This is a genomic window from Oceanospirillum maris DSM 6286 (assembly GCF_000422865.1).
GTDB lineage: Bacteria > Pseudomonadota > Gammaproteobacteria > Pseudomonadales > Halomonadaceae > Oceanospirillum > Oceanospirillum maris.
The window spans coordinates 116,854-136,818 of sequence record NZ_AUGW01000011.1; the positions used below are offsets into that span (position 1 = coordinate 116,854).

At 49.6% G+C, this 19,965-nt stretch carries 17 protein-coding genes; 16 read left to right on the top strand and 1 reads right to left on the bottom strand.

The window, feature by feature from the left end; genetic code table 11:
• Positions 1–71 precede the first annotated feature (71 nt).
• From cbiM to G517_RS0104475, 16 genes are all read left to right on the top strand, one after another.
• Positions 72–701 carry a cobalt transporter CbiM gene (cbiM, locus tag G517_RS0104400; protein WP_028303410.1) on the top strand — a complete coding sequence of 210 codons (630 nt, stop codon included), beginning with the start codon at positions 72–74 and terminating at the stop codon, positions 699–701.
• Positions 694–1,347, top strand: coding sequence for a hypothetical protein (locus G517_RS17695; RefSeq protein WP_051206030.1), 654 nt, complete (start codon positions 694–696; stop codon positions 1,345–1,347). Before cbiM ends, G517_RS17695 begins: the two co-directional genes overlap by 8 nt.
• Positions 1,332–2,114 carry a cobalt ECF transporter T component CbiQ gene (cbiQ, locus tag G517_RS0104410; protein WP_028303411.1) on the top strand — a complete coding sequence of 261 codons (783 nt, stop codon included), beginning with the start codon at positions 1,332–1,334 and terminating at the stop codon, positions 2,112–2,114. Before G517_RS17695 ends, cbiQ begins: the two co-directional genes overlap by 16 nt.
• A complete protein-coding gene (locus tag G517_RS17700) occupies positions 2,111–2,869 on the top strand; it encodes an energy-coupling factor ABC transporter ATP-binding protein (protein WP_084632059.1) in 759 nt (252 codons plus the stop codon). The genes cbiQ and G517_RS17700 overlap by 4 nt, the downstream gene beginning before the upstream one ends.
• Positions 2,866–4,950: an ATP-binding protein gene (locus G517_RS20420; RefSeq protein WP_084632060.1), complete on the top strand. Its 2,085-nt coding sequence runs from the start codon at positions 2,866–2,868 to the stop codon at positions 4,948–4,950. Before G517_RS17700 ends, G517_RS20420 begins: the two co-directional genes overlap by 4 nt.
• Before the next feature lie 2 nt (positions 4,951–4,952).
• Entirely contained in the window at positions 4,953–6,203 is a 1,251-nt protein-coding gene (locus G517_RS17705; protein WP_084632061.1) for a cobalt-precorrin-5B (C(1))-methyltransferase, read from the top strand.
• Entirely contained in the window at positions 6,200–7,057 is an 858-nt protein-coding gene (locus G517_RS0104430; RefSeq protein ID WP_036590348.1) for a precorrin-6A/cobalt-precorrin-6A reductase, read from the top strand. Before G517_RS17705 ends, G517_RS0104430 begins: the two co-directional genes overlap by 4 nt.
• A complete protein-coding gene (locus G517_RS0104435) occupies positions 7,054–7,704 on the top strand; it encodes a precorrin-8X methylmutase (RefSeq protein ID WP_028303414.1) in 651 nt (216 codons plus the stop codon). Before G517_RS0104430 ends, G517_RS0104435 begins: the two co-directional genes overlap by 4 nt.
• Entirely contained in the window at positions 7,704–9,209 is a 1,506-nt protein-coding gene (gene cbiE, locus G517_RS0104440; protein ID WP_036590349.1) for a precorrin-6y C5,15-methyltransferase (decarboxylating) subunit CbiE, read from the top strand. The genes G517_RS0104435 and cbiE overlap by 1 nt, the downstream gene beginning before the upstream one ends.
• The gene (gene cobI, locus G517_RS0104445; protein ID WP_028303416.1) at positions 9,206–9,946 is read left to right on the top strand and encodes a precorrin-2 C(20)-methyltransferase; all 741 of its coding nucleotides are present in this window, start codon (positions 9,206–9,208) and stop codon (positions 9,944–9,946) included. The genes cbiE and cobI overlap by 4 nt, the downstream gene beginning before the upstream one ends.
• Positions 9,943–10,749, top strand: a complete 807-nt coding sequence (locus G517_RS0104450) for a cobalamin biosynthesis protein (RefSeq protein ID WP_028303417.1) — start codon at positions 9,943–9,945, stop codon at positions 10,747–10,749. Before cobI ends, G517_RS0104450 begins: the two co-directional genes overlap by 4 nt.
• Before the next feature lie 16 nt (positions 10,750–10,765).
• A complete protein-coding gene (gene cobJ, locus G517_RS0104455) occupies positions 10,766–11,647 on the top strand; it encodes a precorrin-3B C(17)-methyltransferase (RefSeq protein WP_028303418.1) in 882 nt (293 codons plus the stop codon).
• Positions 11,644–12,411: a precorrin-4 C(11)-methyltransferase gene (gene cobM, locus G517_RS0104460; protein ID WP_028303419.1), complete on the top strand. Its 768-nt coding sequence runs from the start codon at positions 11,644–11,646 to the stop codon at positions 12,409–12,411. Before cobJ ends, cobM begins: the two co-directional genes overlap by 4 nt.
• 73 nt (positions 12,412–12,484) lie before the next feature.
• Positions 12,485–13,591 (top strand): cobalamin biosynthesis protein CobW, encoded by a 1,107-nt coding sequence (cobW, locus tag G517_RS0104465; protein ID WP_028303420.1) that lies wholly within the window; start codon positions 12,485–12,487, stop codon positions 13,589–13,591.
• A 1-nt stretch (position 13,592) separates the two neighbouring features.
• Positions 13,593–17,678 (top strand): cobaltochelatase subunit CobN, encoded by a 4,086-nt coding sequence (gene cobN, locus G517_RS0104470; protein ID WP_028303421.1) that lies wholly within the window; start codon positions 13,593–13,595, stop codon positions 17,676–17,678.
• A 52-nt stretch (positions 17,679–17,730) separates the two neighbouring features.
• Positions 17,731–18,813, top strand: a complete 1,083-nt coding sequence (locus G517_RS0104475) for a sirohydrochlorin chelatase (protein ID WP_028303422.1) — start codon at positions 17,731–17,733, stop codon at positions 18,811–18,813.
• A 68-nt stretch (positions 18,814–18,881) separates the two neighbouring features.
• On the opposite strand, the gene G517_RS0104480 is transcribed toward G517_RS0104475, so the two are convergent.
• Positions 18,882–19,796, bottom strand: coding sequence for a LysR family transcriptional regulator (locus G517_RS0104480; protein WP_028303423.1), 915 nt, complete (start codon positions 19,794–19,796; stop codon positions 18,882–18,884).
• Positions 19,797–19,965: the final 169 nt, after the last annotated feature.

Below are 19,965 nucleotides of genomic sequence, written 5' to 3' on the forward strand. Positions count from 1 at the left end.
ATAGCTCTATTGATAGCTCTGTTGATAGCGCTACGTAGTTTCTATTGATTGCCTCGGGAAAGATAACGGTTATGCATATTGTTGATGGCGCTTTATCGGGGCCGGTACTTATTTCAGGCGCTGTTTTAGCGGTGCTTGGCGTTGGTATTGGCCTGAAAAAACTGGATGCGGAACGCTTACCTCAAGTGGGCGTTTTATCCGCCGCTTTTTTTGTGGCGTCTTATATTCATCTGCCGCTGGGCTTTTCCAGCGTTCATTTGATCTTAAACGGCCTGATTGGTTTGGCCCTTGGTTGGGTGGCATTTCCGGCACTGCTTATCGCGTTATTACTGCAGGCGGTCTTTTTTGGTTTTGGCGGGTTTTCGGTTTTAGGGGTCAATACGCTGAATATCGCCTTACCTGCTGTATTGGTTTTTTACCTCTGTCGTCGAGGTATCACCGCATACTCCGATAGAACCGCTGCAATTTGGGGCGGTATTGGGGGTGGCGGCTCTGTTGCGTTAACCACCGTTATGGTTGCGGGTTCATTGGCGTTGTCGGGGCAGGCTTTTTGGGCTGCAGCCCAAATCACCTTGATCGCTCATATCCCTGTCATACTGGTTGAAGCTTTTGTCACGGGGTCGGCGGTGCTACTGCTGCGTAAAGTGAAACCAGAATTTTTACAACTATCAGAAACATGGCAGGAACAGCGTTATGGTTAACCGTTTTATCTATTGCTTCTGTGCTTTTATTATTAGCATTTCCTCTGGAGCCTATGCCCATAATGTTATCGGTGGGGTTTATGCCATTGGCAACCAGGTTGAAGGCGAAGTGGGCTTTTCTAACGGTGATATGGCTAAGGCTGGCACCTTGGTACAGGTTGAAAACGGTAATGGCGAACGGCTTGGAGAAACACAGATCGGTGATGATGGCATGTTCTTTTTTACCGCATCCAAGGCGGAGGATCATTACTTTGTGGTTGACATGAGCTCTGGCCATATTGCTAGGTTGCATCTACCTGCGGATGAGATAACCCTACCTGAACAGACAGGCTCAGCCGGAAGTGTGGTGAGCCGAGTTGATATCCCCAGTGCTACCCCCGCCCTAACGGCACAGCAGATTGAACAGGCCGTTGCCCGTCAGATCAAACCCCTGCGCCAAGAGCTGGCCGCTTATCAAGCCAAGGCTAACCTGCAGAATGTTTTAGGGGGCATCGGCTATATCTTCGGTATCTGCGGCTTAGGTATTTGGTGGCAAAATCGCCAACAGAAAAAAGCTCACATGACAAATAGCCACTTTCAAATAACAACTAGCCACTTAAAGAACACCATTAAAGAGCACTCGGGTGACGAATGCCTAAAGCCCTAGAGCACAGTGCAACCTCTTGGAAAGGGCAGGCACTTAAGCATAATCGTTCTATTTTAGACCGGCTTGACCCGCGCCTGCGCCTGTTGTTTACCTCGGTTTTTGCCCTGTTAGTAGTGGCGGCTAATAGCTTGGGTGTGCTTTTGGTATGTTTGGCAACAGCGTTAACTTTCGCATTATTGGCGAAGCTAAACCTAAGGCGCACCCTGCGCCGCGTTTTAGCGATGGATCTTTTTGTTATCTTTTTGCTTTTTATGCTGCCTTTTACAACAGAAGGCACGCCTTTATTTGAAGTGGCAGGTTTTGTTGCCAGCGTTGAAGGCGTGCAACATGCTTTATTTATTGGGCTTAAAGCGAACAGCACCTTGCTGTGCCTTTTGGCCTTGATCGGTACGTTAAGTGCATCAACGTTGGGGCATGCTTTAGCTTATCTAAAGGTGCCTGAAAAGCTGGTGCATCTCTTACTCTTTACCGTACGTTATCTGGATGTTATTGGACAAGAATACAAGCGTATGCGTCGTGCGATGCAGGCCCGTGCTTTTGTTATGAGGGCTAATCGACATACGTGGCGGGCGATCGGTTATTTGATCGGTATGTTGTTGGTGCGATCACTGGAGCGTTCAGAACGAATTAATAACGCCATGAAGTGCCGAGGGTTTACCGGACAGTTTTATCTCCTCGATAACCTACGCTTGACCCGTATTGATTACCTGTTTGCTATCTTCTCTTGCGGCTATTTAGGCGCATTAATTGGAGCTATTTTGCTATGAGCCTTGAAGCCCACCGAGAACCATCATCACCGTTGCTACAGGCGCAAAAGCTTTGCTACCGTTATCCCCGACGCGGCGTGGTGTTGGATCAGGTGGATTTTGATCTGCATATCGGTGAGCGGGTGGCTCTAACAGGGGCTAATGGCACCGGTAAAACGACATTTTTACATCTACTGGTCGGGTTGAAAAAAGCTAAGGCAGGACAGGTTATCGCCTTTGGTAAACCCTGTGTGTCTGAGGCGGACTTTGTCTGTGTAAGGTCACGAATTGGCTTTTTGTTTCAAGACCCAGATGATCAACTTTTTTGCCCTACGGTACTCGAAGATGTGGCCTTTGGCCCATTGAACCAAGGTAAAAGTCGAGGGGAAGCCTTGGGGATTGCTCAACAAACGTTACAGGATCTGGGAATGGCCGATTTTGCCGATGCGGTCACTCATCAGTTGTCCGGCGGTGAAAAGCGTATGATCACCCTAGCAACCGTTTTAGCCATGCAACCGGATATTTTGCTACTTGATGAGCCAAGTAATGCCTTAGACCAGCAAGCCCGTGAGCGGCTGCTAACAACGCTTAAAAGCTTACCTCAAGCGATGCTGATTATCTCCCATGACCATGATTTTCTGGCTCAGCTCGCCACTCGAACCCTCGTGCTGGATGCGGCTCAGCTTGTCACCCGAACCCCCGTGCTGGACTCGGTTGAGATTGAAAAAAAGGCAACAGGTTTATCCGAGCCTAACAATATCGAGGCGGTGTTATGACAGAGCTTAATGCTGCAAGCAATCGACAGTCGGTTAGCGACGACCGTGACCCGTTTAGCGCGATGCATTATCCCTTTAGCGCAATTATCGGGCAGGAAACCTTTAAGTTAGCCCTATTGTTAGCGGCGATTAATCCAGCCTTGGGCGGGGTTGTGGTCAGCGGGCCACGGGGTAGCGCGAAGTCTACTCTAGCAAGAGCTTTGGCTGATCTTCTTCCTTCCCAAACTCTTGTTCAAGAACAGAAACAGTCTGCGGAATTTGTCACTCTGCCTTTAGGGGCCAGTGAAGAGATGTTGTTGGGTAGTCTTGATCTGCAAAAGGTACTTGATCAGCAAGAGGTGGTTTTTCGCCCTGGCTTGTTAAGCCGTGCCCACGGTGGTGTGCTTTATGTGGATGAGGTTAATCTACTGCCCGATTATCTTGTTGATCAGCTCCTAGATGTCGCCGCCAGTGGTATCAACCGCATTGAACGCGACGGGATCAGCCATAGCCACCCAGCCAAATGCTTATTGATCGGTACTATGAATCCTGAAGAGGGTGAGTTGCGTCCCCAGTTATTGGATCGTTTTGGTCTTTGTGTACAGTTGGAAAACCATTACCAAGTGCAGGATCGCATTGAGATTGTGCGGTTAAGAGAAGCTTTTGACCGTGATCCTATGCGTTTTTGTCGTGATTACGAGCAGGCTCAACAGCTATTGCAGCAGACCGTTCAGCAAGCCCGAGAATTATTGCCTACGGTGTTATGCAGTGATGCTCTGCGTTATCAAATTGCCGAACGTTGCTGTGCGGCACAGGTGGATGGTCTTCGGGCCGATATCGTCTGGTATCGTGCTGCAACCGCCCATGCTGCCCTGCAGCAGCGACAAGAGATTACCGAAGCCGATATTCTTGCGGTAGAAGAATTGGTACTGGTACATCGTCGAAATGTATCTGGCTCTAATCCTAATTCAGGTTCAGGTTCAGGTTCAGGTTCAGGTTCTCAAGATAATACTCAGAATAAGCCTGAGAATAGGCCAAAGGAAAACACGCAGGACGATCAACGCCCGCAAGATGAGCCGGAAAAAAGTGACCGTAAGCCGTCGTCGCCTTTTAAGCGTCCAGAAGGTAGCAAGCGGCCTTTGCCTGCCCAAACGAGTTTATCCCAATCCGGTTTACCTCAGTCTGATTTACCGAAGAACATGCAAGAAAAAGACTCAAAAGCCGAAGGGGATTGGGGCCAGTTAACCGCAGAGCAACAGCAAGGTTATCCTTTAGAAAACATGCCCTTGTTACCGAGCTTAAATTGGCAACGATTACAGCAAAACCCATCTGCGACCCAAAGGAGAAGGGGGTTATCTGAGTCTGCATTACAGGCCTCTATTATGCGTAGCGGTGGCGCTAAAGGATCATGTCGTAAAGGGGTGGGCGCATTTGGTGATTTTAAAATAGCGCAAGCAAAGCAAACCGCTGGCGCTGTCGATTGGTTTAAAACCTTATCCGGTTGGTTTAAGACCTTGCCGGAGTCTAGAGGCCAACAGCCATTGCGATCCTTGGTGTTTCAAACTAAACGCCAAAGCCAGCCGATTTTGCATCTTGTTATGTTGGATAGCTCTGGCTCCTTGCTCAATGATGAACCGGGCCGTAACCGTTTGGAGCAGGCTAAAGCCTTGGTCGAGCAGATCAGCCAGCACGCTTATCTTAAGCGCCAGCCGCTGGCTTTAATCGGCTTCGGTAATCAACAGGTTCAGGTCTTTACTGGCAAAAAAGCGCCGAAAAGTCTTAAAGGCTGGCTTAACCAGTTATCAGTTGGTGGTGGAACCCCTCTTAAGGAGGCGTTGCAGCAGGCTTCTCGTTATCTTCGCCAAGCCCTACGCCAACAGCCAACCCTGCATTGTTATAACTACCTGTTTACCGATGGGCGTACAACGGCCTCTTTTTCCGGTTTAGCCTTGGCCGGTGAAACCCTCTTGATTGATACCGAACAGAGCACCATAAAGCGCGGGCGTTGCATGGAATTGGCTACACAGCTATCGGCTACTTACATTCCTTTGGCGGAGTTACTGTCCGAATCGTTCAATGCTGATGCCCAGGGTGCGGTTTAACCATGTGGCCAGAAAGTACCGAGCAGCCAAAACCTTTACGTTCTGGGTTAACAACGGGTAGCTGTGCGACGGCCTGTTGTGTTGCGGCGGTGCAAGCGTTACTAGCCAAACGAAGACCCGAACAGGTGGAGATTACTCTGCCAAAAGGGCAGCAAGTCTCTTTACCGATAGTGGCCTATCAAGAGATTGAAAACGGCATGATCACCGCCACCATCAAGGATGCAGGGGATGACCCAGATGTGACCCACGGTGCGACCGTCTTTGTAGAGCTGCGCTTAATCTCTGATGTTGGTGTGCGCTTTAAAGCGGCAAAGGGCGTAGGCACGGTCACCCGTGAAGGTTTGGTGTTACCTGTTGGTGAGCCTGCGATTAACCCTACTCCCCGAAAAATGATCGCGGATCATCTGACCAAAACCGCCTACACCTACCAATATCAAGGGGGGTTCGAAGTGGCGGTAGGGGTCGAGCGCGGCGAGCAGATCGCACTGAAAACCATGAATCCGCGTTTGGGTATTTTAGGGGGATTATCGATTTTAGGCACTACCGGTATTGTTCGCCCCTACTCCTGTTCCGCCTATATTGCGTCGATTAAGCAGGGTATTGATGTTGCAGCCCATAACGGCTTTAGTCATATTGCCGCGACCACGGGCAGCAGCAGCGAGCAAGCCATTGCTGCCCATTATCAGCTACCTGAAACCGCTTTGATCGAGATGGGAGATTTTGTTGGGGCTGTACTTAAGCATATTAAATATAAACATAAGCGTGTTAAACATAAGAAGATTGAGCACAAAAATAACCTGCTTGAAACGAACCACAGCAAATATGAACTCGATAAATCACCGTCCATTGTCAATATTGAAAAACTGAGCCTGTGCGGTGGTTTTGGCAAGTTAAGTAAGCTGGCGGAAGGGCATCTGGATTTGAACAGCCGAGTATCGGCAATCAGTTTTTCCTCTTTGGCAAAACTGGCCGCTGAGGCTGGAGCGGATGAGTCACTTCAACAAGAGATCATCCGTTGTAATACCAGTATTCAAGCGCTACAGCTTTGTCAGCAAGCGAATGTTGATCTTGCCTCTGCGGTATGCAAAGCCGCATGGGAGGTGGCTCAAGGTTATCTGCCTACAACCTGCGAGCTGGAGGTCTGGGCGGTGGATCGTAAGGGGCGTTTTGTAGGCTGTTATTCCTCTGGGCCTGTCTCTATCTCTATTTCTGCATCACCTATCCCTGCTGCGACTCCAAGGACAATATCGTGACTCAGACTCGTATTTTGCTATTGGGGGGCACTTCCGATGGCCGAAAACTTGCCCAGAAGCTGCATCAACAGGGTGTTACGCTGATCTACAGTGTGGCTGGATTGAGCGTGGCTGGCTTGGCCCGTCAGCAGAACCTTGCTTGCCCTGTGATCAGCGGTGGTTTTAGTCGTTTTTCTATGGCTACGGAAGGGAACCGGTCCGTTACCGGCCTGGCTCGCTTTTTAGAGCAAGAGAATATCCATTTAATCCTTGATGTTACCCATCCCTATGCCGCAACCATGAGTCAGAACGCTGTTCTCGCGGCGGCAATTGTGGGTATCCCTTGCTGGCGTTTCCATCGTCCGGCCTGGCAGGCTCAACCGCAGGATAACTGGTTTGAGTACCCCGATTGGTTCAGCTTAACCCAAGGCCTCGGTCGCTATTTACAAGGGCTATCCACCACGGGGAGTATTCTGTTGACGACGGGTCAGCTAAGCGCGCCCATGCTGACTCAGCTATTAAATAGCACGGAAACAGATGAACAGAATCCGGCGGGACATTCCCTTGGCATTATTATGCGCACCGCTGCCCCTTCTCGGGTGCCGCTACCCAAGACGATTCACTGGTTAAAAGCTATTGGCCCCTTTGATTTGGCTGGTGAACAGGCGTTATTTGCTAAATATGATGTGCGCGTTCTGGTCAGCAAAAACAGTGGTGGTATCGCCACTGAGCCTAAGTTAGAAGTCGCTCGTCGATTGAATATCCCCGTTTTTATGTTAGCCCGCCCAACGCTTGAGCCAGCGGATCGCCATTTTTGCACGGTGGAATCTCTTTCTGATGCTGTCGCTAAATTATTTAAGGATAGTGTTTTATGAGTCTTGATTTGAGCTATATCGCCGATCCGGTGGGGATTGAGCGGGAGAGTTTTCGCCAAATCCGCCAGTTAACCAATTTAAGCACCTTTAATCGTGAAGAGCAGCAGGTGGTGATGCGCATTGTGCATAGCGTGGGAATACCGGAAATCGCCTCGCAGGTACGCTTTAGTGCTAACGCCTGTCAGAGCGGTTTGGCGGCATTATCCAATAACGAGCACAGGATCTTATGCGATGTCGAGATGGTTAAGCAGGGGATAACCAAGCGGATGATTGATCGTGAGCCACTTTGTTTTTTGAACCATTCAGAGACTCAATCCCTTGCTAAAGAGCGTGGTGAAACACGATCTATGGCTGCGTTAGAGCTATGGCGGCCACGGTTAAAAGGCAGTGTTGTTTTGATCGGCAATGCCCCTACGGCCCTGTTCCGGTTGTTGGAGATGATCCATCAAGGGGCCGATAGACCTGCGTTGATTATCGGAATGCCCGTGGGCTTTGTCGGCGCGGAGGAGTCGAAAGCGGCACTGTGGCAGAGCCATCAGGATTTGGAGATAGAGTGCATTACCCTGTTGGGGCGGCAGGGTGGTAGCGCGGTAACGTCTGCCAGCTGCAATGCTTTGTTGCGCTGTTTACGCGGAGAGTTCTACTGATGCTGCATGTGATCGGGCTTTCTGTCGATGGCGGTTCTGTCGATGGCGGTTCTGTCAATGGCAGTTCTGTCAATGATGGTACAGGGCTATTAACACCTGAGGCTTGCGCAGTGCTCTACGATGCCGCACTGGTAATAGGTTCTAATCGGCAACTGGCTTTGGTTGAGCATTTATGGCAGGGACTTGAGTCTAGTCCTAAATCTAAACCTAGATATAAACCCGCAACCCTTGAACTGCCTAAGTTAAAGCAGCTAAAGGCGGTGATTACACCCTATTTGGATCAAGGGCAGTCTGTGGTGGTGTTAGCCTCCGGTGATCCGCTTTTTTATGGTATTGGCCGTTGGTTGGGACGGCAAGGGTTTCAGCCTGAACAGCTGCAGTTTTATCCGGCGGTTTCCAGCGTACAAGTGGTCTGTCATCGACTGGGCTTATCGCTACAGGATGTGGAGGTTGTTAGCCTGCACGGGCGACCTTTAAACACCTTACGCCGCCACCTTAAACAGCGGAGCACACTGGTGCTTCTGACCGATTCGAAAAGCTATCCCCAAGCCATTGCTCAGTTATGCCTTGATACGGGGTTTACAGATTTTGAGCTAACTCTATGTGAAAACCTAGGCTATCCGCAGGAGCAGATTCGTCGTTATAAAAGCACTTACCCAGAAAGCGATTTCTTAGAGAGCACTTTCTTAGAGAGAACTTTCTTAGAGAGCATTTGTTTAGAAAGACATATCTGGCCGGATGATGATGTTGCCCCTTTGCACATTACTGTGTTGCGGCTCAATCAGGTGGATCATTCCCGAGGTTATCTGCCAGAGTTTCCCGGTATTGCTGATGCTGATTTTATTACCCATATCGATAAGCAGGTGGTAGATGAGCAGGTGGGCTCTCGTTCTGGGGCTGGTTCGATTCAGAGCTCAAAAGGGCGGACGAGTGCGATGTTGACTAAGCGAGAGGTTCGTTTGGGTATTTTGTCTCTGTTGCAGCTTGGTGCTGAAGAGACTCTGTGGGATATCGGTGCGGGTTGTGGCGGTGTGGCGGTAGAGCTGAGCTTTTGGCAGCCAAGGGCCCAGGTGTTTGCGATTGAGCATCATCCAGAGCGCTTTGCTTGCCTTGAAGCCAACCGCCAGCGCTTTGGTGTCTCCGCCAACCTGATACCCGTTCAAGGGCGTGCGCCGGATGTTTTAGCTGAGCTTCCCCCAGCCAATAAGGTCTTCATTGGCGGTAGTGATGGTGAGTTGTCGGCGCTATTAACACGCTGTTGGCAACAGTTGCCAGAGCATGGGGTTTTGGTGGCAAGCGCCGTTACCGAGAACAGTCGTCAAACCTTGTTGCGCTTTTTGGATGATGGGCTGCAGGGGCAGTGTGAAACCCTGCAAATAGCGGTTAGTAAAGGCGATCAACTGGCAGGACAGTTGCTTTATCGACCGGCATTGCCCGTCACTCTGTTTAAGTTCAGCAAGCATCGTGTTAAACGCAATCAGAACAGTGGAGCACAAGGGTTATGAGTCTAAGCGATCAGCAAACACAGGGCCGATTAATTGGCGTAGGGGTTGGCCCCGGTGATCCCGAGCTATTGACCTTAAAAGCTCTACGCCAGATTCAACGGGCTCCTGTGATTAGCTACTTAGCTAATGCAGAAGGCCGCTCTCAGGCAAAAGAGATTGCCCGTGAGGCCTTTGTCGGCTTACCACCGGATCACCCACTACGGGAGATTCCTATTGTTATGCCCATGAGCACTGACCGCCGTCTTGCAAACCAAGCCTACGATCACGCCGCCACTCAAATTGCCAAGGCGTTGACCCAAGGGCTTGATGTGGTGTTTTTGTGCGAGGGTGATCCGCTGTTCTTTGGCTCTTTTGCTTATTTGTTGGAGCGTTTGCAGGGGCAGTTTACTACCCAAGTTGTGCCCGGTATTTCATCGGTACATGCGGCGGCAGCTCAGTTACAACAGGCGTTAACCTTGCAACAAGAATCCTTTGCGGTGGTGAGTGGTCGCCATACGGATCAGCAAATTCGTCAAACGCTACAGAACCATGATTCTGTGGTGATTATGAAAGCGGGGTTGGCTCGACCGCGTATTTTAGCGCTTTTGGCGGAAACCCAGCGCAGCGCCGATGCCCGTTATCTGGAATATATTGGCCGTGATAATCAGCGGATTGAACCGGATGTTACGCAGTTGGTGGCGGAGTCTGGGCCTTACTTTTCGCTATTTGTGGTTACTCGACAGGCGGCGCGGCTGTGATCACACTTTTTAGTTTAACCGAGCAAGGCTTGGCATTGGCTGAACGACTGATACAGCCTTTAGAGGTGCTAGGCTATCGCAGCCAAATTGAGCATAGGGCCAAGCCTTTTATACCACGGGTGCAACAGGTTTTTGCTGAGGCCGCTCCCCAGCAGGATGCGTTGGTTTTTATCTGCGCCACCGGCATTGTGATGCGGGCCTTAGGGCCGGTACTCAAAGATAAGTATCAGGATGCGCCGGTGCTGGTACTGGATGAGTGCGGTCAATTTGTGATTCCGCTGCTGTCCGGTCATGAAGGCGGTGCGAACCATTTGACACAACAGTTAGCCATACAGATTCAGGCACAGCCAGTGATTACCACCGCGCAGTCCTATCTTAATCCCCGCTACTGTATTGGGATGGGGTGTGAACGCCACTGCCCATTGGACGACCTTGAATGCTTATTAATGTCCTGTCTGGCGAAGGCCGGTATCCCGCTGTCACAGGTCGAGAGTTTGCACAGTATTGATATTAAAGCTGATGAGCAGGGGTTGATCACCCTAGCGGAAAAGTTAGGCCTCCCATTTTTCACTTGGCACAAAGATCAGCTGAATATGATGGACCAGCGGCTAAGCACTCGCTCAGAGTATGTTTTTAATACGGTGGGCGTTTATGGCGTAGCAGAGTCCGCCGCTTTATATGGCGCTGATCAGAACCAGAACTTAAACAAGAGCAGGGCAGAGTCAGAGCTGGTACTGCCTAAACACAAAAATCCCCGTGCGACCTGTGCTATTGCCCGATTTTATCGAGGAGATAAAACCTGATGAGAAAGCGATCATAATGAGAAAACAACTGTATGTCGTCGGTATCGGCCCCGGTGATTTAGAACTGGTAGCCCCTAAGGCACTTAAAGCGATTCAAGCCAGTAGTGATTTAGTGGCTTACGGCCTTTATTTAGATCTATTAGGCGATCTGTGCCAGAACAAAGAGCACCACGACCTGCCTTTAGGTGAGGAGATTGGCCGCGCGCGTTTGGCTCTTGATTTAGCCGCTAGCGGTAAAACAACGGCTCTAATCTCCAGTGGTGATATCGGCATCTATGCGATGGCAACCTTGGTGTTTGAGCTGTTAGATCAGCAGTTACAGGGATTGGAGCAGCATCCAGAATGGCTGGATGTGGATATTGAGGTGATCCCTGGCATCTCCGCGATGCAGGCCGGAGCCAGTCGTGTGGGGGCTTTGCTCGGCCATGATTTTTGCACCATCTCCTTATCAGACCTGCTTACGCCCTGGGAAACCATCGACCAGCGTATTCATAGCGCAGGGCAAGGGGATTTTGTTGTCTCCTTCTACAATCCTGTTTCGAAAAAACGGGATTGGCAGCTCAACCATGCTCGGGATGTGCTTTTGCAATATCGACCGGCCAGCACACCAGTTCTTATTGGACGACAGTTAACCCGCAGTGATGAACAGATTCGTATTGTGCGCTTAGATCAACTGGATGCCTCACAGGTTGATATGTTCACCATGGTTAGCGTGGGTAATAGCGAGTCCCGTCATATTATTAACGGCAGTAAAGAGTGGCTTTATACCCCTAGGGGTTACCGTAAAAAGCTAAAAACTGGCGGTACAGGTGTTGATGAGACCGATGTTGATGGCACCGATGTTGATGGCACCGATGTTGATAGGACAGAAAACGTCTTGCAAGAGGTAACCGTATGACCGTTTATTTTATAGGTGCAGGCCCCGGCGATCCTGAGCTGATGACCCTAAAAGGCCAGCGTCTTCTGCAGGCTTGTCCTGTGGTGCTGTATGCGGGCTCTTTGATTCCCCGAGAGGTTGTTGCCAGTGTTGAGGGCAAGGCTGAGGTCATTGCGGATACAGCCCAGCTAAATCTGGATGAGATTATGCTTTATATTACCGCCGCCCATGACAAAGGGCAGGACGTTGCCCGTTTGCAGTGTGGTGATCCGGCTCTTTATGGTGCTATTGGTGAACAGATCCGGCGCTTAGAGCATGAGGGTATTCCCTATGAGGTGATCCCCGGTGTAAGTGCTGTATCCGCATCGGCGGCTTATCTGGGGAAAGAACTCACGTTATCCGGTGTCTCACAAACCTTAATTTTGACCCGTTACGAGGGTAAAACCCCGTTCCCCGAGCGGGAACGTTTACCTGAATTGGCCCGTAGTGGCGCAACACTAGCGATTCACTTAGGCGTTACCCGTATCCATAAAATTGTGGCAGAGCTGATACCTCATTACGGCGAAGACTGCCCGATTGCGGTCTGTTATCGCAGCTCTTGGCCAGACCAAGATAAAGTGACCGGCACTTTAAAGGATATTGTCGCTAAAGTGCGTGCTAAGGGGTTTACCCGAACCAGTTTGATTTTGGTGGGGCATGTTTTAGACAGTGATGACTTTGCCGATTCCTATTTGTATCACAAGGATCAGGCCCATGTTTTTCGGCCTAGGGTTCGTGGATTATAAGATCCGCAGATTATAAGTCCCGCGGATTAAAAACAGCGTTAATAAGCAAACAGACAGAGCGAGCGAGCACAGGATGCAACTGAATAAAATTCCCGCCACGATTGTTACTGGTTTCTTAGGCAGTGGTAAAACCACTCTATTATCGAACTTACTAAAACAAGCGGCTGGCAAGCGTATTGCGGTGATTGTGAACGAGTTTGGTGAGCTGGATATTGATTCTGAACTGCTACGTTCGTGTCCTTTGGAGTGCGAAACAGATGGTCAGGATGGTGTTGATGGACAGAACGTCGTCGATGGACAGAACACCCTAGGAACAAAAGGTATTTACGAACTGGCTAACGGCTGTATCTGCTGCACGGTAGAGGAAGAGTTCTTACCGGTTATGCAGCAATTGGTGGCGCGCCGCCATGATATTGACCATATCTTGATTGAAACCAGTGGACTTGCACTGCCTAAGCCTCTGGTTCAGGCGTTTAACTGGCCTGACATTAAACAGTTCTGCACCGTTGATGCGGTGATTACACTGGTTGATGGCCCCGCCGTTGCTGCGGGTCGCTTTGCGGATAACGAGGCCCGTGTCCAAGCTCAGCGCCTTGCGGATGAAAGTCTTGATCATGATCCTAGCTTGCAAGAACTGTTGGACGACCAGCTCAGTGCCGCCGATTTAGTGATTGTCAGCAAGCAAGACCTGCTATCTGAGGCGGAGCAAGAAACCGTCGCCAAAGTGGTTGCCGAGCAGGTGTCCGACAAGGTGAAAACCCTGTATTTGGATCACCATGCAACGGATCTTAATCTGCTTTTGGGTGTGGGTGCTGCCACAGAAGAGCATATTAACGAGGTACATAATCACCACGATCATCACCATAGTCATGGTGCTCATCACGAACATGCCCATGATCATTTTGACTCCTTTGTGGTCACCCTGCCGGAAGTGGATAGCGAGCGCCTACAGGCTTGTTTGAACCAACTGCTGCAGCAACAGAATATCTTTCGCATTAAAGGCTTTGCGGCCTTGCCGGATAAACCGATGCGGCAGGTTTTACAGGCGGTAGGTCAACGTTTGGAATGTTACTTTGATCGCCTGTGGCAATCGAATGAAGCCCGTCAAACGCAGTTGGTCTTTATTGGTAAAGGTATCCATCAAGCCGATATTGAAGCGGTACTGAACAAGGCGGTCTGATATGCATCTGTTAGCGGCGCAGCCCGGTGGTTTTGTGGACGATGAAGGTATTGTCGATTTACAGCAAAGCCCTGGGGATCTGGTTATTTTGGCGGCAGCAGACACTAGCCTTGCAGCTTTGTCTGCTGGAGTTTCTCGTTTTTCGGACGCTTTGGCCACAGGCGTTAGCTCTGATAAACATGAACCCAGAATCCGGTTGGCAAACTGGATGCAGCTATTAAAACCTGCGGCCTATGATCTGTATGAAAGCGCCGTGCTGGAAGAAACAGAGTTGGTGGTGGTGTCACTATTAGGTGGGCAAAGTTATTGGCCCTATGGGTTTGAGCGGTTGCAGCGTTGGAGTGAAGGCTATACTTCCAAGGGGAAAAAACGTCAGTTGATTCTGGTGCCTGGGGATAACAGCCCTGACCTTGAGCTGTTCGGTGCCTCTAATGTGGCAAAAGACATTTGTTTAAAAGTTTGGGCTTATCTGCGTCAAGGGGGCGTGGCAAACAGTGAAAATCTGCTGCGCTTTTTAATGGATCAGCTATTGCTTGATTCGTTCTTAGCGGATGACCGATTAAGTGATCGTTCGCCTGCAAGAGCTTATCTTCACGCATGGCAAGAGCCACAAATGTTGCCTAACGCCTTGGTTTATCAAGAGGCTGATACTCCATCAGATCAACCGGTCTGTGTGCTGCTGTTTTATCGCAGCCATCTTCAAAGCGCAAACACGCAGGTGTTTGATCAGTTCTTAGCCCTGTTACGCCAACAAGGACTTAATCCTCTGGCAGTGGCGGTATCCTCTCTTAAAGATGCTGAATCCCTTACTTTGGTCAATCAGTTGGTGGAAGCACATAACGCCTGCTTGATTTTAAATAGCACCAGCTTTGCCAGTAATCGTGTTCAACAGAATCAGACGTATCAGAATCAGAGTCGTGCTCATCGGGACATCCTTGAACAGGGCGTAAGCTCTGAGCCAACCCTGTTTGATTCCCCTTTTGAACGCCAGATTCCGGTGCTGCAGCTGATTCTATCCGGTAGCACTCAAGAGGATTGGCAGCAATACAGCCAGGGATTACGCAGCAGAGATATTGCTATGCAGGTGGTACTGCCAGAGATGGACGGTCGTATTATCAGTCGTGCGATTAGTTTTAAAGCCCAATCTCATTTTGATGAACGCTGCCAGCTTCCTGTGGTGCGTTACCAATTGCATCAGGAGCGTGCCACCTTCGTTGCTCAGTTGGCAAAGGCCTATTGTCGTTTAGGGGCAAAGGCGAATAAAGACAAACGTATTGCACTTATTTTAGCCAACTACCCCACTAAAGATGGTCGTATCGGCAATGGTGTTGGGTTGGATACACCGCAATCCATGGTCAATATTCTGCGGGCGTTGGCCGAGGCGGGCTATCCATTACCCGAGCATGATTTGCCGCAATCTGGAACAGAGCTGATTGAATGGTTGCTGGAGTCGGTAACGAATAACCCCAATACGCTGCATCAACTGCCCTGCTGGCAAAGTATGGCGCTGAATGAATACCAACAGTATTTTGAGCAGTTGCCGGAGGCTAACCAGCAAGCGGTATTGCAGCGTTGGGGAATGCCTCAGCAAGATATAAAATACCGCGCCGGTCGATTGATGCTATCAGGCTTGCGTTTGGGGGATGTCTTTATCGGTATTCAACCTGCACGGGGTTTCAATATTGATCTGGTCGCTAACTATCACGACCCTGATCTTGTGCCGCCCCACAGTTATCTGGCGTTTTATTTTTGGCTACGACACTGCTATCAAGTGGACGCGGTGGTGCATGTGGGTAAACACGGCAATTTAGAATGGCTGCCCGGCAAGGGAACCGCCTTATCGGCTCAGTGTTGGCCGGATATTGCCCTTGGCCCATTGCCGCATTTTTATCCCTTTATCGTTAATGACCCCGGAGAAGGCGCGCAGGCTAAGCGTCGTACTCAGGGGGTTATTATTGATCATCTGATGCCACCGATGACTCGGGCTGAAAGCTATGGCGAGCTGGCAGAGCTGGAGAATCTCGTGGATGAGTATTATCAAGCTCTGGGGATGGATCAACGCCGTGAAGACTGGCTCAAACAAGAGATTCTAAAGCAGGTGCAAAGCAGTCATCTGTTGGAAGAATTAGGCTTAAATATATCTGAACCCCCATCAACTGAACCCCCATCAACTGAACCCCCATCGATTGAACGCCTATCGACAAAAGGCGTTGATGATAATCAGGTTCTAGAGCAGTTAGATGCCTATCTCTGTGAGATTAAAGAAGCTCAGATTCGGCACGGCCTGCATATTTTAGGGCAGCTACCGGAGCGGGATAAGCTAGCGGATACCTTAGTGGCTTTGTTGCGACTTCCTCGGGGTAGCACTCCTGAGAGCCAAGGTATTCTGCATAATCTTAGTCAAGACTTAGGTTTGGCTGTTACACAGGCTGATGGCGGTATATTTAATCCCCTAAAAGCCGATGCAGAACCTTGGCTAGGAGCCAAGCCTGATATTCTCGTCGCACAAAGCACTCGTCCGTGGCGCACCCGTGCAGATACCCGAGAGCGATTAGAGCTATTGGCGCTGGCGCTGATTCAGCGTTATTTATTAGACGATGACTCCTGTTCTAATTCTGATACGGCGAATGGCTTTAGTTTAGATTTAGCACGCTTACCCCGAACGGCACAGCAATTTGAATATGTGGAAAATAGATTATTCAAAGCATTGCAACAAAGTGCTCATCTAGAATTACACTCTTTGGTTTCAGGTCTTAATGGGCAGTTTGTACCGCCGGGGCCAAGTGGCGCACCGACTCGGGGGCGGTTAGATACGCTGCCAACGGGGCGTAATTTTTTCTCCTTAGATAGCCGCGCTATTCCATCGCCTGCTGCTTGGGCTATTGGCGAACGTTCCGCTGAGGCGTTGATCCAGAGGCACCTGCAAGAGCAGGGCGATTACCCGAAACAGCTAGGATTATCGGTTTGGGGGACGGCGACCATGCGTACCGGTGGCGATGATATTGCTCAGGCTTTTGCGTTAATGGGCATACGTCCGGTATGGGCTAGCGGCTCTAACCGCGTGGTGGATTTTGAGATCGTCAGCTGCTTACGCCTAGGTCGTCCAAGGGTTGATGTTACCTTGCGGGTGTCAGGCTTTTTTCGTGATGCCTTCCCTAATGTGATGAAGCTTTATGATGCGGCGGTACAGGCCTTGGTGGATTACCAAGAGGCGGGTAACGGCAATACCATTAAAGCTCATATTGTTAAGCGTCAGCAGGGGTTAATTGCAGAGGGGCTTAGCTCTGCACAGGCGCTACGCCAAGCCAGTTATCGCGTTTTTGGTAGCAAACCGGGAGCCTACGGCGCGGGTTTACAGGGGTTAATTGATGAGCGTTGTTGGGAGAAAAAGAGCGACTTAGCGGAGGCTTATCTCAATTGGGGGGGATATGCCTATGGCAGCGGTACCGATGAGGATTCATCATCAGATCAACCCTCTGGCGACGGTGTGGCAGCACATCAAGCCTTTGAGTATCGTCTTTCTCAGTTGGAGGCGGTGGTGCAAAACCAGGACAACCGAGAACATGATCTGCTGGATTCCGATGATTACTATCAGTTTCAAGGCGGCATGAGCAACGCGGTTACTGTGTATTCTGGCACAACACCGCAGGTCTATCATGGGGATCACTCAAATCCTGCAGACCCTAACATTCGCACCTTAAAAGAAGAGTTGAATCGCGTCATCCGCAGTCGGGTGTTAAATCCTAAATGGATTAATGGGATGCGAGAGCATGGTTACAAAGGCGCCTTTGAGATGGCGGCCAGTGTTGATTACCTCTTCGCCTATGATGCAACCACAGACCTGATTGACGATTACCAATATGAAAAAGTGGCCGATGCGCTGGTGCTTGATACGACCAATCAAGCGTTTTTGCAGGAGCATAACCCCAATGCATTGGAAGAGATGGCGGAACGCCTAATGGAGGCGATCCAGCGCGGGCAATGGCAGCAGCCAGAACATTATCAGCAACAGTTACAGCAGTTGCTATTGGCATTAGATGAAGCCCGAGAAGGTTTATCTTCGATAGGTAAACCTGAGTTATTTTAGTTGATTGAATTTTTTCTAACAGATCGTATTAGCGTTTAAGGGAGATAATAATATGGCAAAGCAAGGCATTATGGTGTGTGGGCACGGTAGCCGAGATAAAGATGCTGAACGTGAGTTTGGCCGTGTGGCAGAAGGGCTAAAAAAACGTTTTCCCGATCTACCTGTGGAATATGGCTTTTTGGAGTTTTCTGCACCGAATATCCATATGGGCTTAAATGCGTTAGTGGATCAAGGTGTTGAAGAAATTTATGCCGTACCGGGAATGCTATTTGCCGCGACCCATGCCAAAAATGATATTCCTTCAGTGTTGACCACGTTTCAGGATTCTCAGCGGGGTTTAACGGTTAAATACGGCAGTGAGCTGGGTTTGCATGATGCGATGATCTCCGCCTTTCAGACCCGGATTTATGAGTCATTAGGCCTGGATGCGAATAACCCACCAGACAACTTATATGACACATTACTGGTGGTGGTGGGACGTGGCACATCTGATACACATGCGAATGCGGAGGCTGCAAAGCTAACCCGAATCGTCAACGAGAATATGGGCTTTGGTTGGGCGGATACCGTGTATTCCGGCGTTACCTACCCTTCTGTTGGGGTTGGCTTAGAGAAGCTACTCAAATTGGGTTATAAGCGAGTGGTTATTGCCCCTTACTTCCTGTTCACCGGACGTTTGATTAAGCGGATTTACGGCTACGTTGATAAAGTTGCGGCGGAAAATCCAGAGATCGAGTTTATTAAGGCGCAGTACTTAAACGACCATGAAAAAGTGATCGACGCTTTTGAAGTTCGCGTACGGGAGATTATGCAGCAAGACGAAGCTGGGCCAGAAAGTCTAATGAGCGCCTTTAAGCGCCGTTTAGCGTCTGGTGAGGTGGATATTCATCACCATCATGCAGAGTTTCAGCCTCATAAACACTCACATGATCACGGTCATCATCATTCCCATGATCATTCCCACAGCCATAGTCACGGTGTTTACCGGCATATAGGCCATCCTTTAGGCCCAAGAACCATGATAGGTGAGAATATTTGCTGCTGCTTTATGGGACAGTTCCCTCAATCTATCTTAGATGAGGAGCAGGAGCGTATCGCACTAAACTGCCCTGAAAATGCTTTAGCCCATCGTTAGAGCATCAGTGTATTTGAAGCGCTTAGCAAAACTCCGCGTAAACCCTCGCCGGTCAGGGTGGGGAGCAGTCACACCTTGGTTCGATCATAAATGGTGTCGTAGATAAACTGGCGAAACCATTTATGCAAAGGGTCGTGGTGAATACGAGCGTGCCAGAACATTGAAATATCCATTTCAGGAATAGCAAAAGGTGGTTCTAGTACGGCATATTTTTCGGCGGATACATAGCGGCGTACAAATTTGGCCGGTAGTAGAATCATCATGTCTGTCGTAGCGATAATCTCTAATGCGGCAAAAAAGTGAGGCACTCGCACGCTAATATGACGCGAGTGCCCTTCTAATGAAAGCACGTCATCAATGCCGCTGGTACCTGTGCCTGTTGGGCTAATCATCACATGTTTTTGCGTCAGATAATCATCTAAGCTCACCCCTTGGGCATTGGGATGTTCCCGTCGTACCACCACCACAAAGCGATCATGGGCGACGATCCGCTGAAAAATATCGGCAGGGGGTTGAGTTGCACCGCCAATAATAAGATCAACACGGTTTTCTTCTAATTCAGTTAACAGATTAGAGCGCCAGTCCACAGCGGTTAAGCTAACTTTGGGGGCTACCTCATTTAAGGTTGGCACTAGGCGTGGTAATAGACTGTGGGTTCCATAATCTGTGGTGGCTAGTCGAATACTGCCGGTATAGGTGGCAGGGTCAAATTGTTCTGGTAGCAATAGAGCGCTGGCGCTTTCTAGTAGAGCGTTAAGTTGCGGCTGTAGCTTTTCTGCGCGATTGGTTAGGGCTAAATGCTTGCCCGATTTAACAAGTAGTGGATCATTAAACATATCCCGTAGCTTGGCTAAAGTCCGACTAACAGCTGATTGAGTTAGATTGAGCTGGGTTGCGGTATGGGTAACATGCTGCTCATCTAATAGCACCTTGAGCGTGACTAATGCATTAAGATCGATTTTTTTAAGTGTCCGAATATTCATCGTGCTCGACCATTGTTGTTATTGTATTGATGATTAAAAATCATGACTTGGATTTGAATTATGAATTTAACTTATACCAAAGAAAACGCCACAATGCTGCAACTGCGATTGAAAAATCTGAGTGATAGAGTCAGGCTTCTGTTTTTTTGGGCTAACGTATTCAACCTTT

Bases quoted from the DNA above. Each gene is read 5' to 3' on its own strand.
- cbiM (WP_028303410.1), top strand. From the start codon at position 72: ATGCATATTGTTGATGGCGCTTTATCGGGGCCGGTACTTATTTCAGGC.
- G517_RS0104475 (WP_028303422.1), top strand. From the start codon at position 17,731: ATGGCAAAGCAAGGCATTATGGTGTGTGGGCACGGTAGCCGAGATAAA.
- G517_RS0104435 (WP_028303414.1), top strand. From the start codon at position 7,054: ATGAGTCTTGATTTGAGCTATATCGCCGATCCGGTGGGGATTGAGCGG.
- cbiQ (WP_028303411.1), top strand. From the start codon at position 1,332: ATGCCTAAAGCCCTAGAGCACAGTGCAACCTCTTGGAAAGGGCAGGCA.
- G517_RS17705 (WP_084632061.1), top strand. From the start codon at position 4,953: ATGTGGCCAGAAAGTACCGAGCAGCCAAAACCTTTACGTTCTGGGTTA.
- G517_RS17700 (WP_084632059.1), top strand. From the start codon at position 2,111: ATGAGCCTTGAAGCCCACCGAGAACCATCATCACCGTTGCTACAGGCG.
- cobW (WP_028303420.1), top strand. From the start codon at position 12,485: ATGCAACTGAATAAAATTCCCGCCACGATTGTTACTGGTTTCTTAGGC.
- cobI (WP_028303416.1), top strand. From the start codon at position 9,206: ATGAGTCTAAGCGATCAGCAAACACAGGGCCGATTAATTGGCGTAGGG.
- cbiE (WP_036590349.1), top strand. From the start codon at position 7,704: ATGCTGCATGTGATCGGGCTTTCTGTCGATGGCGGTTCTGTCGATGGC.
- G517_RS20420 (WP_084632060.1), top strand. From the start codon at position 2,866: ATGACAGAGCTTAATGCTGCAAGCAATCGACAGTCGGTTAGCGACGAC.
- cobJ (WP_028303418.1), top strand. From the start codon at position 10,766: ATGAGAAAACAACTGTATGTCGTCGGTATCGGCCCCGGTGATTTAGAA.
- cobN (WP_028303421.1), top strand. From the start codon at position 13,593: ATGCATCTGTTAGCGGCGCAGCCCGGTGGTTTTGTGGACGATGAAGGT.
- G517_RS17695 (WP_051206030.1), top strand. From the start codon at position 694: ATGGTTAACCGTTTTATCTATTGCTTCTGTGCTTTTATTATTAGCATT.
- cobM (WP_028303419.1), top strand. From the start codon at position 11,644: ATGACCGTTTATTTTATAGGTGCAGGCCCCGGCGATCCTGAGCTGATG.
- G517_RS0104480 (WP_028303423.1), bottom strand. From the start codon at position 19,796: ATGAATATTCGGACACTTAAAAAAATCGATCTTAATGCATTAGTCACG.